Annotated in this window: 14 protein-coding genes; all 14 read right to left on the minus strand. The window is 43.2% G+C overall.

Annotated features, from left to right (window positions below):
- Window positions 1-109: 109 nt before the first annotated feature.
- Window positions 110-1,285 (minus strand): acetyl-CoA C-acetyltransferase, encoded by a 1,176-nt coding sequence (locus ACXADT_RS00170; protein ID WP_474832839.1) that lies wholly within the window; start codon window positions 1,283-1,285, stop codon window positions 110-112.
- Window positions 1,286-1,342: 57 nt separating this feature from the next.
- Window positions 1,343-2,122: a 3-hydroxybutyrate dehydrogenase gene (locus ACXADT_RS00175; protein WP_474832841.1), complete on the minus strand. Its 780-nt coding sequence runs from the start codon at window positions 2,120-2,122 to the stop codon at window positions 1,343-1,345.
- Between the two features lie 21 nt (window positions 2,123-2,143).
- Complete coding sequence (locus ACXADT_RS00180) at window positions 2,144-3,463, minus strand: GntP family permease (RefSeq protein WP_474832842.1); 1,320 nt, start codon at window positions 3,461-3,463, stop codon at window positions 2,144-2,146.
- A 15-nt stretch (window positions 3,464-3,478) separates the two neighbouring features.
- Complete coding sequence (locus ACXADT_RS00185) at window positions 3,479-4,147, minus strand: CoA transferase subunit B (RefSeq protein ID WP_474832844.1); 669 nt, start codon at window positions 4,145-4,147, stop codon at window positions 3,479-3,481.
- The gene (locus ACXADT_RS00190; RefSeq protein ID WP_474832845.1) at window positions 4,144-4,851 is read right to left on the minus strand and encodes a CoA transferase subunit A; all 708 of its coding nucleotides are present in this window, start codon (window positions 4,849-4,851) and stop codon (window positions 4,144-4,146) included. The genes ACXADT_RS00185 and ACXADT_RS00190 overlap by 4 nt, the downstream gene beginning before the upstream one ends.
- A gap of 230 nt (window positions 4,852-5,081) precedes the next feature.
- Window positions 5,082-6,446, minus strand: a complete 1,365-nt coding sequence (locus ACXADT_RS00195) for a sigma-54 interaction domain-containing protein (protein WP_474834611.1) — start codon at window positions 6,444-6,446, stop codon at window positions 5,082-5,084.
- Window positions 6,447-6,542: 96 nt separating this feature from the next.
- Window positions 6,543-9,296 (minus strand): VWA domain-containing protein, encoded by a 2,754-nt coding sequence (locus ACXADT_RS00200; RefSeq protein WP_474834613.1) that lies wholly within the window; start codon window positions 9,294-9,296, stop codon window positions 6,543-6,545.
- Window positions 9,286-11,085: a vWA domain-containing protein gene (locus ACXADT_RS00205; protein WP_474832847.1), complete on the minus strand. Its 1,800-nt coding sequence runs from the start codon at window positions 11,083-11,085 to the stop codon at window positions 9,286-9,288. Before ACXADT_RS00205 ends, ACXADT_RS00200 begins: the two co-directional genes overlap by 11 nt.
- A gap of 9 nt (window positions 11,086-11,094) precedes the next feature.
- Window positions 11,095-11,970 carry a DUF58 domain-containing protein gene (locus ACXADT_RS00210; RefSeq protein ID WP_474832848.1) on the minus strand — a complete coding sequence of 292 codons (876 nt, stop codon included), beginning with the start codon at window positions 11,968-11,970 and terminating at the stop codon, window positions 11,095-11,097.
- A complete protein-coding gene (locus ACXADT_RS00215; RefSeq protein WP_474832850.1) occupies window positions 11,967-12,962 on the minus strand; it encodes an AAA family ATPase in 996 nt (331 codons plus the stop codon). The genes ACXADT_RS00210 and ACXADT_RS00215 overlap by 4 nt, the downstream gene beginning before the upstream one ends.
- Window positions 12,963-12,964: 2 nt before the next feature.
- Complete coding sequence (locus ACXADT_RS00220) at window positions 12,965-14,524, minus strand: hypothetical protein (RefSeq protein ID WP_474832852.1); 1,560 nt, start codon at window positions 14,522-14,524, stop codon at window positions 12,965-12,967.
- The gene (locus tag ACXADT_RS00225) at window positions 14,521-15,375 is read right to left on the minus strand and encodes an ABC transporter permease (RefSeq protein ID WP_474832854.1); all 855 of its coding nucleotides are present in this window, start codon (window positions 15,373-15,375) and stop codon (window positions 14,521-14,523) included. Before ACXADT_RS00225 ends, ACXADT_RS00220 begins: the two co-directional genes overlap by 4 nt.
- A gap of 1 nt (window position 15,376) precedes the next feature.
- Complete coding sequence (locus ACXADT_RS00230; RefSeq protein WP_474832855.1) at window positions 15,377-16,303, minus strand: ABC transporter ATP-binding protein; 927 nt, start codon at window positions 16,301-16,303, stop codon at window positions 15,377-15,379.
- Window positions 16,296-18,689: a DUF7408 domain-containing protein gene (locus ACXADT_RS00235; RefSeq protein ID WP_474832856.1), complete on the minus strand. Its 2,394-nt coding sequence runs from the start codon at window positions 18,687-18,689 to the stop codon at window positions 16,296-16,298. The genes ACXADT_RS00230 and ACXADT_RS00235 overlap by 8 nt, the downstream gene beginning before the upstream one ends.
- Window positions 18,690-18,773: the final 84 nt, after the last annotated feature.

Genomic DNA, 18,773 nt, shown 5'->3' on the forward strand with positions numbered 1-18,773 from the left:
TGAAATTACAATGCTCATTTTGTGATTTAACATAATACACAGCCCCTTTCCGTTAGTAATACACTCATTATATGTTACTTATAATTAATTGTAAATGTTTTCTGAAAGATTAGACCATTTCTACAACGACTGCGATTCCCTGACCCCCACCAATACAAAGTGAAGCTACACCATACTTACCATTTCTTCGTTTCAGTTCTTTCGTCATTGTATATAGCACTCTCGTCCCGCTTGCTCCAACAGGATGACCAAGGGCAATCGCCCCTCCGTTCACATTAACGATCGACCTGTCGAGCTCTAACTCCTTTTCCACAGCTAAATACTGTGCAGCAAAGGCTTCATTCACTTCGACTAAGTCCATATCTTGCATGGTTAAGTTAGCATTTTTTAATGCCGTTTGAATAGCAGGGACTGGTCCAATCCCCATTATGGAAGGGTCTACTCCAGCGATGCCCCATGAAACGATGCGTGCTAGCGGGGATAAAGAATGAGAAGATACATATTCCTCTCCTGCTAATACGACCGCTGCTGCCCCATCATTAATTCCGCTCGCATTTCCACCAGTAACGGTCCCATCCTTTTTAAATGCTGGTTTTAACGTGCTTAGCTTTTCTGTTGTTGTACCTTCACGAATATGCTCATCCTCAGTAACGGTTGTACCCTTTTTCCCTTGAATTTCAACTGGTGCTATTTCTTCAGAGAATTTACCTTGTGCTCTTGCAAGTGAAGCTCTTTCTTGACTTTGTGCTGCGAATGCATCCTGGTCTTCTCGCGTTATCCCATACTTTTCAGCTAAGTTTTCACCAGTCACACCCATTCCAAAACCTGTGTATCCATCGGTTAACGTAGCCCATAACATGTCGTCCACTTTTGGTGCACCTAGTTTTGTGCCAAAACGGCTACCTCTTAAGACGTGAGGCGATAGACTCATGTTATCGGCACCACCGGCGAGAGCTGTTTTCCCTTCTCCCATCATGATCGACTGTGCCGCGGATATGACTGCTTGCAGTCCTGACCCGCATAATCTATTCACGGTTAAAGCAGGACTAGAGATTGGAACACCAGACTTTAATGCAATATGACGAGCAAGGTAAGATGCATTGGAAGTTGAATGAATAACGTTTCCAATAACAGATAAGTCGATCTCTTCAGGACTGACCTTACTCTTTTTCATTGCTTCTTTACTAGCTGTTACGCCTAAATCTGTTGGCGACACGTCTTTTAGTGAACCACCAAATGTCCCGAATGGCGTTCGAGCTCCTTCTAAAATAAACACATCTTTCACACTATCTCCTCCATTCCTCATCTTTATTTTACAAAGGAAGGAAAACGTTTACAAATATTATTGAGCCGTATACCCTCCATCGATCACAGCAGCTTGGCCTGTGATTCCTTTCGCTTGGTCACTTGCCAAAAACATCGTATAATCCGCAATCTCTTGAACCGATAACAAGCGTTTTTGCGGAACTAGAGGATAAATGACATCTTCTAATACTCGCTCAAGTGGAACATTCCGGCTCTCTGCAAGGTCCTCTAGTTGACCACGAACTAATGGGGTATCGACATATCCTGGACACACAGCGTTAACGGTGATGCCGTGCTCAGCACCTTCGAGAGCAGCAACTTTCGTCAGGCCAATAACGCCATGCTTCGCACTGTTGTATGCTGACTTTCCTGAAAATCCAACTAACCCGTTGATCGACGACATATTGATGATGCGCCCTGTACCCTGTTTCTTCATGATCGGAAAAACGAGTTTAGTCGCAATAAAAGGTGCAACGAGCATCACTTTTGTAAGGAGTTCAAACTTTTCAGTTGGAAAGTCCTCCAAATTGGATACGTGCTGAAGCCCAGCATTATTGATCAGTACATCCACTCGATCAAATTGTTCTATCGTTTGGTCGAGCATCGCCTGAACTTCATCTTCTTTCGTTACATCGCATCGAATTCCAAGGGTTACAGCACCTTCTCCACGAATAGTTTCTGCAGCTTCCTTTACCTTCACCTCATTCAGATCACTTAGAACAACGTTTGCTCCGTGATCAGAAAACACTTTTGCTAATTCTTTACCGATGCCACTTGCTGCTCCAGTGATCACGACTACCTTGTCTTTTACAAACAACTGACTTCCTCCTTTGAACCCTTATATTCCTAATCCAAGACTAAATAAAATGATGGCAATCGCTAAGCCGATCAACGGAACGATTACAGTCAATGCTCCAACTGCACCGTATGCATCCTGATGTGATTCTCCACATATCGCTCTGATCGTTGTAACCACATAACCATTGTGTGGAAGAGAATCGAGTGCACCAGAAGAAATCGCGATCGTACGGTGAAGTGCTTCAGGATTGACACCAGCGTCAATATAATGCGGCGCAAGGATCGGTAATGCAATGACTTGTCCACCAGAAGCTGATCCTGTTAATCCCGCGATAACACTTACCGCAATAGCTCCTCCAATCAAAGGACTACCTGGGATACCAGTCATAAAACCAACAGCCGTTTCAAAAGCTGGAACTGCCTTTGCTACTCCTCCAAAGCCAACAACTGCAGCCGTATTACCGATTGCGATCAATGCACCGAGGGTACCATCTGAAACAGCTCGGCCGAAGTTCGCAAAATATTTTCTGTTTAACGAATATGTAGCGACGATTCCACCTAGCAGCGCGATGATCAAAGCTGACTGTTTCAAACTATCGTGGAAGATAAACGAGATGATCAATACGATTACAAGAGGAACTAACCCCATCAGTGGATGTGGTAGCGGACGGTCTTCAACCTCAGGATCTTCATCTCTTGCAACGAACTTTTCGCCGTTAGCAACAGCTTTCGAGATCATGCGCTTTAACCACCAGTACCCAAACCCTGCCATAAACAATGCTACGATTAAACTGACTTCCCAGCCTGCATATGGACTTGTATCTAAATATTCGATTGGTATCCAGTTTTGAATCTCAGGTGAACCAGCAGATGTCATCGTGAATGTTACCGATCCAAAAGCAAGAGCTGCAGGAATGAATCGACGAGGCAAATCTGCTTGTTTAAATAAACTTACTGCCATCGGATAAACGGAAAACGCTACAACGAACAAGCTTACGCCTCCGTACGTTAAGATCGCACACGCTAGCACGATCGCGAGTACTGCCTGTTTGATCCCAAGCTTTGCTACGACCCATTTTGATACACTGTCAGCTGCTCCACTGTCTTCCATCACCTTCCCAAAGATCGCTCCTAGTAGGAACATCGGGAACCAAGATGATACGAATCCTGCGAATCCTCCCATATAATTGCCAACGAAATTCGCAGCACCCTCCTCAACGAGTTGAGGAAACAATGGGAGAGCACTCATGATTGCTACAAACAATGCACATAGAGGCGCTACTACTAACAGGTTCATTCCTTTCATCGTAAGGTAGATGAGTAGCAAAAGCCCCCCAATCAATCCAATCATACTTAACATTCTTGTTCCTCCTTCTTAAAATGCGTCATACGCAATATCTGACGCCACTACAAGATCTGTTCCGGTTGAATTCTTAATATCATCTAACGTATAACCTTTTGCTATTTCCTTTAACACGAGCCCCTCTTCAGTTACATCGATTACAGCTCGTTCGGTGATAATTCGATCGACGACACCTTTGCCTGTTAAAGGCAGTGAACATGATTCAACGATTTTCGGTGCGCCATCTCTGTTCACGTGTTCCATAATGACCGCGATTTTCTTTGCACCATGTACAAGATCCATCGCGCCGCCCATACCTTTAATCATTTTGCCTGGAATCATCCAGTTCGCTAAATCACCATTCTTGGAAACTTCCATTCCTCCTAGAATCGCTAAATCGATGTGACCGCCGCGAATCATTCCGAACGATTCAGCACTGTCAAAAAACGAAGCACCTGTTATCGCTGTAACCGTTTCTTTACCAGCATTGATCAAGTCAGGATCGACTTCTCCTTCTTTAGGATAAGCGCCGATACCGAGCAGCCCATTCTCTGATTGAAGAACAACCTCTTTATTATCTGAAATGTGATTGGCAACTAGCGTAGGCATGCCGATACCGAGATTGACGTAGAAACCGCTTTCAATTTCTTGTTCAGCTCTTCTAGCGATACGTTCTCTTACATTCGTCTTTGTTGTACTCATTTCATCACCCCTTGCTCTTCACGTACAGTGCGACGCTCTATACGTTTTTCTTGCTCTGCCTCTAACAATGCTTGAACATAAATACCTGGCGTATGGATTTGATCCGGATCAAGTTCGCCTGTCGGTACGATTTGTTCTACTTCTGCAAACGTAACCTTTCCTGCAGCTGCGATCATAGGGTTAAAGTTGCTTGCTGTTTTGTTGAACACAAGGTTCCCCATCTCATCCGCTATACTCGCTCGTACAAGGCTGTAATCCGCATGCAGAGCATGTTCAAGGACATATTCCTTATCATCGAATATCCTTGTTTCTTTCCCTCTTGCTACTTCAGTTCCTACTCCAGCTGGTGTATAAAACGCTGGGATCCCTGCACCTCCAGCTCGAATCCGTTCAGCTAGCGTCCCCTGTGGAATCAGCTCTACCTCAAGCTCCCCAGAGAGAACTTGACGTTCGAACTCCTTGTTTTCTCCTACATAGGAACCGATCATTTTCTTAATCTGCTTTTTCTTTAACAAGAGACCAAGTCCCCACTCATCTACACCACAATTATTTGAGATTACCGTAAGATCTTTAACACCAGATTCCACTAAACCAAGAATCATCTGTTCTGGTATCCCTACGAGACCAAACCCTCCTACCATAATCTTGGAACCGTCTTTAATATCCTTTATTGCTTCATAGCCACTGCCATACTGTTTCTTCATGACTCCAACTCCTTTCCCATTCACATAAACCGTTGCAAGTATCGTGCCAACTTTCATTTTTCGAAAAATACTGACAGCTCTTACTTTAAAGCATTCGATCCAATCATACGTTTCCGCTTTTTCGGAATTTCAGAGCATACGCATTGAGAAAAATGCATCAAACCTCATCTATAACTGTCAAAATAGAAAAATTCCGCAAAAACGGAATTATTTCCGGTTTTGCGGAATCACTAAAGGTCGTATTTTTTTATCTTGTCATATAAGCTCGTTTTCCCTATTCCTAGAATTTTTGCTGCTTCGATTTTATTATCGGAACATTTCACAAGCGTCTTTCGAATCGCTTCCCTCTCTGCTTCTTCTAGTACATCCTTTAATTTTCGACCAGCTGACACGATCGTTTTTTCTTCTGTTAAATAATCTGGTAGAGCATCCACATCGAGCGTTTCATTTCTTGTTAAGTGAACAGCTGCTTCAAGAGCATTCTCGAGTTCCCGAGCGTTACCGGGCCAGTTATGTTGAAGAAGAAACCTCATCGCTTCTTCCTCTATCCCAAGTACTCGCTTCCCAGTTTTTATCGAGATCTTCTTTACGAACAATTCTGCAAGAGGCGTTACATCCTTAAGTCGATCTCGTAAAGGAGGAATAAATAGCTGGATAACATTGATTCGATAAAACAGATCTTCTCGAAACCTGCGTTCTTCTACCATCGCTTCGAGCGGCCTATTCGTCGCTGCGATTATTCTTACATCTACTTTCTTTGAGCGGAGACTACCGACCCGCTCCACTTCACGATCTTGAAGAACCCTCAATAATTTCACCTGCATATTTACGGGCATATCACCGATCTCATCTAGAAAGATCGTTCCGTTATTCGCAAGTTCAAACTTGCCTGGCTTCCCGCCTTTTTTCGCTCCAGTAAAAGCCCCTTCCTCATATCCAAAAAGCTCTGATTCAAGAAGCTGATCTGGAATCGCTCCGCAGTTCACTTTAACAAAAGGGCGATTGCTTCGTTCGCTTAGCTGGTGGATACTGTGAGCGAAGAGTTCTTTACCAGTTCCACTTTCCCCGCGTATGAGCACAGACACGTTTCCACTCGCAATTTGCTTAACTTTGTCCTTTAAGCTTTGTATGGAGTCAGAAACGCCTGCGATATCTGAAAGAGAATAGCTTGCACCATTTTCTTTCGCTTTACCACTTCGATAATATTCAAGCTCTGAAAGCAGTCCCTTCACATGCGTGTTCATCTGTTTCCATTGCTCTGTATCACGAAAGATCACTGTTCCCACAGCTCCGATGAGTTCATCATGATGATAGATCGGGACTCTATTGGCAATCATGTAGTTTCCACGGATGTATTGGAGATCAGCAAGTTCGAGCTCGCCTGTTCTTGCTACGATATGCATACGGGTATTCTCGATAACATCAGTAACATGCTTTCCAATGACTTCTTCACTCTTCACTTCTAAAAATTCGCAGTACGTTTTATTCATATAATCGATTAAGCCATCCGTATTTACCACAACGATCCATTCGTAAGCGTTATCAATAATCTTCTCTAAGATGTTGCACTTGATCGTAAGCTCACCAGGGTTCAATTTAGCCACTCCTCTTTCCTATCATTCTCTTATTGTACCATCACTCTTCCTCTTAAAATCAATAAGACTCTTGTGACTAGCACAAGAGTCTTACCTTTACTTACGTCTATTTTTCGCATCGAGCAATCTGGACATCCGATCACTGTTTGACAATTCTTGTTTTTTAATAGGCAGCTCTTGCCTTTTCTTCTCATTCTTTGTAACGACTTCCTCTGGTGGATCAACTTTAGAAAAAGTTTTCTTCGTAGAGCTAGTTTTTGACGCTGTTTTTAACCGTTCAAATTTGCTCGGGCTTACTTGTGTTTGAGGGCGTTCCTTTTTCAATTGCTTGTTCTTCAAGTTGACTTTTATGAGACCAAAACGACGAATGGCAACATCTGCAATGAATAATAGAAGTGCGAGTAACAGGAGATAATTCCAAATAGGCTGTCGATCGTAGCCAACAGGTGTATTTCGTTCAAACACATTATCATTATCAGAGAGCACGCGTCCATTTCCTGCCTCAGCAATCGCTTCAAGCTTCTTTTGGTCGAGATTCACTGGACGGTACTCCTCCTTGTATGGGAGGGCGAATCCTGTTTGATAAGCGTCGGTTACTTCGCCATTTTCTTGCTGTTGAATCTGAGCAAAGTAAACACCTGTTTCTCCTTTAAAGGTTAATTCATATTCTCCAGGTGCAGTAATGTTAAATTGTGATGGTACTTCATTACCTCCTGAATCTACTATTTTTCCACTTACTTCTCCTTTAACGTCATCATAAGATGTAATTGAAACAGTTGCCTGATCCCCTTGTTTAGCGGTCTTCAATTCAAACGCACTACCTTCATACTGTGGAAGGGTGGATGTCACCATATTGTTCCAGAAAGCGGACCACTGCTTCCAAGATGGCCAATTACCAGACCATTCACCGCTAAGATCACTCGTCCAGGCAATCGTCTTACCGAGACCGTATTGCCACCTAGCAAGAACTGGATCTTCCTTCTCACTCTGAAGAAGAACAGATGCCCTCCCTTTTGGTGTCGTAGCAATGTAGGCATTCATTCTTGGTATCCCACCTTCAAGGAAAGACTGCAATTCATTTCCCGTCAAAACAGGGAAGAAAGGGTTGTCTTCAATATACGTCCTTGTCGTTAACGCTGTTTCTCTTGCTAATATACTAGGAATCGTCGATGGATCTTCAACGTCATAAAAACGTCCATCTCCGTAGCCAGCGATTTCTTCGAGAAGCGCTTTATCCGCATCAGTTCCGATCGCAACAGTCGAAAGTGAAATATCGCTATTTTCCGAGGCGTTTATCATCGTTTCATAATCAGGCCGGTTGCTTGCCTGTCCATCAGTAAGTAAGATGATGTGCTTTCGTTTTAATTCGAGAGGAGACAATGTTTCATAAGCAAGTGAGAGTGACGTAAAGATTTCGGTCCCTCCACCGGAGGTAAGGCTCGATACTTTTTCGATCACACTCTTCTTATCCTCGATCGGCTTCGTTTCAATGATTTCCCACGGACGATCGTCGAAAGCGATAAACCCAAACGTATCCCTCTCTCTTAGCAGTTCCACAGAACGAGCCGCTGCTTCTTTTGCAAGATCGAGCTTGTACCCTGACATACTTCCTGAACGATCCAGTACCATGACCATGCCGAGCGATGGAATTTCTTTTTTACCCTTCACATCCATATCAACAGGAAGAATTTTTTCAATCGGCGTTTGAAAATACCCACCTAACCCGAAACTATTCTTCCCACCTGTCATGATGAATCCTGTCCCAAAGTCTCTTACAGCCGACTCGATCATCGTCATCTGTGCTTCACTTACCTGCGTTCCGGACACATTCGCAAAGATGATAGATTGGTATTCCGCTAGACCGGTGAGAGTAGTCGGAAGAAATTCAGGCGTAATTTGCTTTACAGATAGATCAGTAGAAGCTAACGCTGCTACCGCATTATCTCCTTCGCCTTCTTCGCCTTCGATCACTAAGATTTTAGGCGTGCCTTTCACGACTGAAATTCCGTATGCTTCATTATTTTCAGGAATCGTGTCATCTGGTGCAGTCACTTCAGCTTTGTACTCCTTGAAACCCGCTTCTGAAATCTCATCGTTAAACGTAAACCGATTGATGCCAGCTTCGAGCTCAACTTCCTTATCTATGATTTGTTCGTTTCCTCCATAAATTCTTACGTTGCCTAGCATCTTTTCGTTACTTTCAACATTAAGCTCAAGAGTTGCCGTCTCTCCTGTATACACCTTATCTGGAACACGAAATGACGTAATCGCAGCATCTTTTCGTGATTCAGGCTCAAACGCTTTTACGTCTACAGTGATGCCTTGCCTCGCTAATTCTTCTGCACGTGCTACTGCATCATGCACCGTTTCGTTTCCATCCGTTAACAGAACGACCCTCGATCGATGGTTCGTGTTTAGTAGACTTCCACCAACACTAAGACCACTTGCGAGATCAGTAGCACTGCCATCGGTTTCAGCAAGAAATTCAATCTTCTGCTTCTCATAACGGCTTAAATTCCGTTCAACATTCACATCTGATCCAATGGTTACGACACCAAACTCATCATCAGATCGACTGTTTTCAAGTGAACTCTGAATATAGCCCATCATCTCTTCACTTTGGTTCTTTTGACTATCAGACCTGTCCGCGACAAAAATGGTTGAAACCTCTGTAACAGGCGTTACGATTTGCATGCCAGCGAGCGCAAAGATCAAGCAAACAAATTGTAGTGATCTAACGGAAAGTAAAACCCATTCTTCAGTAGTAGATCGCATTTGTTTCCAATAAAGAAATAACGATAGTCCGACGAGAAAGAAGGTGAACAGCCATAGAGGTTGATCAAAATGCATGCCCACGTCGATACACCTCCCATTCGATCAATAAAATGAGAAGTCCTAAACCAGCGAGCACATACCACCATTCAATCTTACCCGACTCTGTAACTGCTGTCGTTTCTTCTCCTAATGCGAAAGACTCGCTACTTATTGGTGACCGTTCATTCGAAGGCAGAGTTACAATGAAGCGCTTCTCTTGAAAGCCATCTGTTCGTTCTTCAACGATGGTATACAAGTCAGGTTGATAAGGAGCGGCTTGGCTCCACTCGTCCGTACTTAAATCTCCCAAGTGACTTCCTTTACTATCTTCTAATACAGCACCTTTCGTTGTTGATGAATACGGTAAGTCGATTGTTTGACCAGGGGAATAAGAACCAAGGAAATGTTGATCTTCACTCACATATTGAATCGCATTTTGTATAAAGATTGGAAAACTCGGATGCAATGGCCAATCAGAATCTTCGATATCGAATGAAGCAAACAACATCGGTCTTCCCTCAAGCTTTCCGCTGAGTAACACAGGAGTATCACCGCTAGTTACGATTGGTTCGAGTGGAATTGAAGTCGGATATGCAGCGTTCAGGTAAACATCTTCCATACTCACATATTCCAATACAGCCTGGTTTTTACTCATGAGCGTCTTTTCAAGTTCAATTTTCTCTTTCACTTCATAGCCATTGAAATCCTGAATCATAGGAGAAAAGAGTAAGATCCCTCCTGTTTCCGGCCAATCTTCACGTGCTACCCCGTTCAACACGTAAATAGCATCCTCACGCTCAGGATATGAAAAAGAATCGCCTTCAATAGATAACGTGACCGGATCATACCCGAGCAGCGTGATGGCTCGTTTTATAAAAGGAGAGACATCACCAGCTAGATAGACTTGAGGCGTAGCCTCTACCTCTGAAAAGGTATAGAGGGTATTGTCGACCTTATAATCATCTTCGTTCTTAATCTGTGCTTTAAAATAGGTACCCTCCGGTAATCCATCGAACTGAAACGTGAATGACTCTCCTGAATTCACCTTTTCATTTTTTGCTTCGATCAATGCTTCATCTTCAGAATAAACCGATACGCTGACAGTTGACGCTTCAGGCATTTCATTCTTCACTGTAGCCGTTGCTTGATTGTTCTTCACCCCAAAGGTTCGTAATGATAGATTTTTCACTTCTCCACCAATGTTATTAACCACAACCTGGTGTTGAACTTCGCTAACCTCATTCTTTTTCACGTCATCTGAGAATACGTATACACTCCCCTGTTGATTCGCTATGTACGATGAAGCAAGGCTAATCGCTTCTTGTATATTTTCTTCTTCATAAGTCACCGAGAGCTCTTCGACGATCTTTTTCATTTTTCGTTTGTCCGTTTCTTTTGCAAATATCATTGTAGGTACTGCCCCTGAAGTGACCATCGTTAAGCTCTGATCATCTCCAAGGGTGTCTATTAAATCGAGTACTTCTTTCTTTGCTTGATCAAACTTCGTCTCCCCATCACCTGCAGACATTGTAGCTGACGTATCGAGTACGACTGCCCCGGTTTCACCTGATAGGCGATCTGTCGTAACGAAAGGCCTCGCGAGTGCAAAAACGATGAGTATGATAAACAAGAGCTGCAAATAAAACAATAGGTTTTGCTGAAGCTTTTTCCACCATTTAGAGGCCTGCCACTCTTCAATCACTTGATTCCACAGAAAAGTAGATGGCACTCGTGTTTTATCAAATTGCTTTCGAAATAAGTAAAATACAATGATTACAGCTAATAAGCTTAATAGCCATAAAAAAGAGGGTACCAATAACCCCATGTCATCACCTCACAAAATCCAGCCTTTCCTACGGAAATCACGAAACACTACGTTGTCGATCGTCTCAGAAGTTGAACATGTCACAAAACTGATCCCACGCTCTGAACAAAACTGAGCGAGATCATGCTGATGAGACTCGAATCTTTTTTGATAGGAGCGAAGGACATTCTTACTCATCGAGACGTTTGTTTCTGTAGAACTTTCACTATCGATCAGTTTCAAGTCCCCTTTATAACTAGGGTTTACTTCTTCCTCTGACAGCACTTGCACCAATCGCACCTGTTGTTTTTGTGCTTGAAGTCGCTTCAGAGTAAATTGAATCTCATCTAATGGCTCCATGAGATCGCTGATCACGATGGAAATCCCAGTCTTTTTCGGAAGTTTACGAACAACGTCTTTCATAAAAGACTGCGTTGCTCTTTCCTCCATGTGATTAAGAGACGTAACATAGTTTAGAAGTTTCGTGCTATACGCTCGTCCCTTACGAAATGGAAAAGGGGGTATCTTGTCACCGACCGGATGAAGACATACTCGGTCATCTCCGCATAAACCCATATATCCGAATGCTACCGCGAGAGCTTGAGCATACTCCCTTTTTCCTTTGTCCAACATAACGGAAGAGGTAGAATCTAAATAAATGGAAATCAACAGCTCTTGTTCATCCATAAACCTCTTAATATAGTGACGCTTTGTTCGGGCATAAGCATTCCAATCGATTTGTCGCAGGTCGTCCCCTGGTGAATAAAGGCGATAATCGGAAAATTCGAGAGACGTTCCTAGCTTCGTAGATTTTCTTTCCCCTCGATGAGTACCTTTTGCGACAATTGCAGTTTGAATTCTATGTTTAGGTAATCGTTGAAGGAACTGTGGAGATAATAGCGTCATCTTTCTTCTAATCCCTTAATTACTTCCATAAGAAGATCATCCGTCACAACGCCTGATGCTTCACCCTCAAAATTCAGGAAGACTCGATGCCTAAGGACCGGTATAGCGACTTGTTTTATATCACCGATCGACACATTAGCCCTCCCCGCTAAAAGCGCCCTTGTTTTTGCAACCTTGATGATTCCTTGAAGGCCACGTGGTCCTGAACCGTATCGTACATATTGTTGAACAGCCTCAGGTGCTCCTTCTTGATCTGGATGTGTATTCAAAACGAGTGAGACTGCAAAATCCATGATGCTATCAGCCACGAGAACGTCGTTCGTTAGGTTTTGAACATCTACTATAAACTGACCGTCTACAACCTTTTCGAGTTTTACATCATTCCCACCCGTTGTTCGCACCGCAATCTCTTTCAATTCATTTCGCGAAGGATACTCTACGTCGATCTTAACTAAGAACCGATCCATCTGTGCTTCTGGTAGTGGGTACGTTCCTTCAAGTTCGATTGGGTTTTGTGTAGCTAAGACAAAAAATGGACGCGGAAGTTTTTTCATTTCTCCCATTACGGTTACTGTTTTTTCCTGCATCGCTTCTAGTAATGAGCTCTGAGTCTTCGGTGTGGCACGGTTAATTTCATCAGCTAACACGATATTTGAGAAGATGGGCCCTTTATGAAACGAGAAAGATTGTCCTCCCTTTTCATCAGGTTGAATCATCATCGTACCCGTAATATCCCCGGGCATTAAGTCAGGCGTATACTGAATCCTAGAAAAATCCAAATCCATAATATCTGAAAGCGTTCTTACGAGCATCGTCTTTCCTAATCCTGGCAAGCCTTCAAGCAACGCATGCCCTCCAGAAAAGATCGTCCAAAGAACCTGCTCGATCGTCTTTTCTTGCCCTACAATAAACTTGCCAAGCTCTGTTCGAATCTCTTCTACTTTCTCTCTAGTGTATGATAATTTATTTTCCTGTTCTTTCAATTCGACCACTGTTATTCTCCTTCCGGGTTCATCTCACTGTAATATTGTTTCACGAGAGATTCTAAATGTGTTGGGAGCTGCATCCGATCTACGCTTTGCCGGTATCCTTCTTCATAATCACCGTACACTTCTTGGTAAGACCTGACTGAACCAGGAAGGACCGGCGCTTCTTTGGCTTCTTCCATCTCACTGCTACCTTCTCCAAGTTCACCGCTATCTTGTTCGATCGTTCCTTCTCCACCAATTCGATCAGGAACGGTCAATAACTCTCGATCACCTTGACCTGTTCCACCTGATGAACCGCCTGTTCCAGAGCTCGAACCGCTTCCACCGCTTCCAGTTCCATTTCCGTTTCCAGTTCCATTTCCAGTTCCTCTTCCTTTGCCTCCACTGCCCGACGTGCCTGCTCCATCGGCCGATTCAGAATTCCCACTGGCAGACCCCGTGCTTTTGCCGCTAGAAATTCCTTGGCTACTAGATTGTAAGCTAGAGTTGGCAAAAGAAAGCGATTGTACGCCTCCCATACCCGAAGCTTGCATCGATGAATTTAGAGACTTCGCCCCGCTTTGCAAGCTGTTTTGTAATGCCTGAATATCCCCCAACTGGTTGGCACTCGCAACAGCTTCACTCAATGATTTTTCAAGGCTTTCTAATAACTCACGTATCTCTTCATCAGACAACTCGCCGGAATTGGATGAACCGTTCATCTGTTCTTCTAACGTCTTCAGCGTGTTTTTTTGCTCCTGTGAAAGCTCTTCTTGTTTTAACGCATCCATCGCTTCCTTTAATTGATCTTGATCAAGGTTTTTTAGAGCCTCTGACATGCCTTTTAGCCCCTCACTCTTTTCGGAAAGGGTCATGAGCTGCTTTTTCGCTCTTTCAGCTTCTTTTTTCAATTCGTTTAACTCTTTTTCTTTTGTTAACAGAGTTTGCAACAGTTCCTCAGCTGAATTCGCTTCTTCAAGTTGTTTTGATAACTCCTTTTGCTCTTCCTGTAGTGGAGAATCTTTTTCCTTTGCTAGATCCTCCAACTCTTTTTTTGTTTTCTCTACCAATTCATTTTCTTTCTCGATGAGGAACCCTTGCTCCATCGTGTTGTTAGGAAAAAGAACCAAGGCAGCAATCAAAAGACCTGTACCTACCAAAGAGCTGATTCGCTTTTTGCTTGTTAAAAGTTTCATATTATGAACTTCTGTCATCGTACGACGCATTCTCTGAACAGTGTCGTTACGCTGAATACGGATCATCTCATTCGAATCATCTTGCAAGAACGTCAAAGCGGTCTCAACGCGATCTTCACCAACGAACCGGTCAAAAAACTTTGCAGCATCCGTTAAACGAGGCTTCTTCACCAACGCTATAATCAATGTAGCTAAGAAAACGAGTCCAGCACTTATTGCTGAAATATAAAGTAGATACGGAATTGCGATGATCCGACCAGCTACAAGGATAAGAATGGCTATTCCAAAAGCTACTAATAATCCGTTGATCGCTCTCATCGTTACATACTGAACCTGTAGCTTTCGCTTAAGGACGGTTAGATAGGAGAGAAACGACTCTTTTTCTGTCATGCTTTTCTCCTCTTGCTTACCCTCATATTCGGCCGCAGCTTCGAAATGCTGATCCATAATGACAAGGTGATCAAGAAGACACAGGTGAATAAGTAACTGATCCAAAGAGGAATCGAAATGCCACTTTGTTTCATCAATTCTTTTTGCATACTAGGTTCAAAGACGGTCATCAGCACAGCTGCAGGGTTCCCCATCAACATAAGGTATGGAATAGGATTTTGTGTTTGGGTCGGACCACCCATCGAAATGAACTGAATCGATAGAACCGCAACAAAAGCCGTAAATGCCGTTAAAAATAATGCCACGCCGTATGTCGTGATCATCGAAACGATCGTTTTTCGAATCAAAGTAGAAAACATCACGCCCAAACTACCGATCGTCAGAATTGTAATCATGTAAAGTCCAAAGGTAGCAAGAATGGTCCCAGGGGCTACCCCTCCAAATAGAAACGTGATGCTGTAGAGCGGGAGAGATGCCACGATGATCAAAAGTAGAAAAGATAAAGAAGACAACAGCTTTCCTACAATGATGCTTCCTGAAGATTGTTTTGTCGTAAGAAGCATATTTAGCGTTTGTCGCTCACGTTCCCCACTGATCACACCGGCTGTGAGTCCAGGCGTCATAAACAAAATTAATCCTAGCTGCACCATCGACAGCACCATGAACATAACGCGACTTTCTTCCGGACGGAAATACCCCATCCTCGCGTTCATCGTCGTTAAAAAGATGAACCCGATTCCAATGCTGCCTAGAACGATTAAATAAATGAGTATCCCTAGATAGCTCTTAAAAGACCTGAGCCTCAATTTAAATTCTTTATTCAGGACTGGATTTAAAAGTAACGCCTTCACCTTATTCCACTCCTTTCGTAATTTCCATAAAGATATCCTCAAGATCCGTTTTTTCCTCAGTAAAGCTAAGGATCGGTAGGCTTTGTTGTAATGCCTCTTTCAGTAATCGGATTTGATCTTCATCCGTTCCATTAAACCCAAACTGAAGTTCAGTATCAGCTGTTTTCCGAACATCAACTGCAAGCGGCTGATCTTCGAAGAACTGTACAGCACGTTCAAACTCATTCTGAACAGTTACAATTAACACTTTGTTTGCTTTTAACTGCTGTTGAATCGCAGCGACTGAACCTGTTGCGACGAGCTGTCCATTTTCGATGACGCCAAGCGCATCACACATTTCAGAAAGCTCTGGGAGGATATGTGAAGAAATCAAAATCGTTTTCCCCATGGCTTTTAGTTCTTTTAAAATATCGCGCATTTCTACTCGTGCACGTGGGTCAAGACCTGAAGCAGGCTCGTCTAGAATTAATATTTCAGGATCATGGATAAGGCAACGAGCAAGACAAAGACGCTGCTTCATCCCTCTAGAAAGCGAATCAACGTACGTGTCTTTCTTCGAAGATAAGTTCACCAGTTCCAGTAGCTGAGGGATCAAAACTTCCCGCTCTTTCGGAGCGATACCGTAACTCGCACCATAAAAGTCGAGATACTCACCTGCTTTTAAAGAATCATATACACCGAAGAAGTCAGGCATATACCCGATGTATTCTCTAATCTTCGACGGGTTTTGCGTCACGTCGATCCCATCGATATATGCTGTCCCACTCGTCGGCGCAAGAAGTGTAGCTAGGATTGAAAATGTGGTAGACTTCCCTGCACCGTTCGGACCAACCACTCCGAATACGGTTCCTTTTTCTATAGTTAAATTCATTTGGTCTAGCGCTGTGAACGTTCCATAGCGCTTCGTAAGATTAACGATCTCAATCACTAGTAAACTCCCCCTTCACCATTATACGAGGAACAAAGAATTGACCCTTCATACCGCTCGGTCTCTCTACTTGAAGAACGATTGCATTATCTATAACGTAATCCTTCACATTGTCTGTTATCTTCTCGCTTTGTTGCTCTAGAACCTTGCCGTCTTCTTTATTCATCAAACGTATTTCAGAATTCCCGTTGAGTTGGTCAAATTTTACCGTCAACTCTTCAAACGTTACATCTTTATTGTTGATCGATTCAGGAAGCTGATAACGAAATTCAAATTTCCCCTGCCCTATATCGATCCAATTCTCACCGTTCGCTAATGGTTCAATGTAAAATTCAGCGTCTCCTTCAAGCGTCTCGATCTCAGGAACAGTGTCACCTAGATCGATGGAAAACTCTCCAGCGTCTGAAGTTTCAACTTCGACCGGCTTTACGATCATGTTTAAACTATTTCTCTTCGGTGATTTATCATTGATCTTCCCATTAAGGATCGAGTCATCTATATATCCGACTATCACTGGGGATGTATTTCTAGAATTGAGCAAGCCATTCGATAAATAGAATTCTAGAATCGAAAACTCTTTCCAGTTTTTATTGCTCCCTTGTCCTCCATAAGCATTGTGCGCATTTGGAAACACATTTTGTGCAGCATAGGAAGATGGAGCAGTCATTAAGGTATTATCGACATCATCGACCGTAATCGCCGTTCTAGAGCTTGCTTTAACGTTTCCGAGCTCATACGTTTTTGTGCCACTGATGAGGTAGACATGGTTTAAATCGTACGTTAAGTTACTAGTGATCTCACCAGTCAACTGACCGTCTACCACTGCTAGATCAGCTTCGAGTTCACCTAGTTGGACTGATGGTACAGTAACTGTTGCTGAACGTGTCGACCAGTACTCTACATCCTGGAATGTGATCTTCTCTCCATCTGCCGTATTTTCTTTCATAGGAAACGTGCTGTAATCAATATCTTCATAGACGTGATCTGTTTTTGGTGAAAGAGATAAGGTTTCCCCCTCAAATGAAAGACTATAATCCCCGCTCCCATTTGTTAAAAGTGACGCACTTCCATAACCTGAAGCCATTCCGGATTCATTTAGCTCGAAAACCATCATTTCATTCACTTGTGTTCCTTGCAATCGATCTTTTGCTCCTACGAGATAGATACCAATGCTAGTAATCAAAGCGAGCGATGGAATAATCCACCAACCCCACTCACGTCGATCTTTTTTCTTCAAAATAACGTAGAGAACAGGTACAACTACAATAAGATAGATCGCAAACACCATAACCAACATTGAAATCGGGACGACAGACCCTGGGAACATCTCTGAGTCATATGTAAGCTGCTGAAGCATGTCATCCGTTGAGTTGTACCCTCCCCTGCTAATATCTACAGTGTTCTGGATCAGTTTATCCCACCATTTGCTATTTCCTTCCCAGTCCACGAGGGCTTTTGAGGATGGGTTGTATGTAAGCTGAATGACCTGTCCCATACCGATAGAATCACTAACAACGAGTGGTGTGTTACCTTCCTTAAATTCTACCTTTGCTGAATCTTTCAATTCACCAGTCATCACTTCAAAGTTTGATAGAGACAGTGACTCCTCGGAATTAAGAACCTTGAATTCGTTTAACTGCTCTGATCCTGTTGGAGTAAGCGGTAACAGGTCACTCAACGACCCAATACGCTCCGTCACCCCAGAGGAACTCCCGATGACGAGGCTACCCCCTCGTTCAACCCATTCTGCTATCTTCTCCTGTTGATCATCTGAAAATACCGCTGCGTTATACTCATTAATAACAATGAGGTCAAATACCTCGAGTGCTTCTGCTGAATTATAAACGGAGTCCATTTGAATGACTTCTGGAGAACTTCCATTTATCGTCGTCACCTTAATCGCATTGAACGCATCTTGATCATCACTAAGCACACCGACTACAAGGCGATCGAACGGTAAAAAAGAAGGCGTTAAATCGAGATCTCCTGAAAGCTCCACTTGCTTTCCGTCCTCAAAGCCTCCCTCATAAAAATAAATATGCTGCGTTTTCTTTGTAGGGCTTGTCGAATGCTGGACGTGCTCCCCAAACCCTGAAACAGTGAGCTGGAAGGTTTTTTCCTCACCTTCCCCTAGTTCTACTGGAACAACCTGGTTGTGACCAGAGGAATAGCCTTTGCTTGAAGCAATGACCAAATCGCCCTTTACACTCTCCCCTTTGTTCTTAAGGGTGAGCTCGACAGGAAAGCCTTTTCCAATCTGTGCTTTTCCGTCGATGCCTATGTTTGTTTCTACCTCTATCCCACCTGCTGCATCGGCATAATGAGGTACCGAGATCGCAACTATGAAAAATAGAATAATTGCTAATTGTTTATGTATGTTCCTCACTTTTTCTTCCCCCTTTTTCATCGTCTCTCCACTAATTGAACGATTGATTATGCAAAAAAGTTCCATCTTCTGATAAAGAAAATG

The organism is Anaerobacillus sp. ABR4_321, assembly GCF_056158505.1.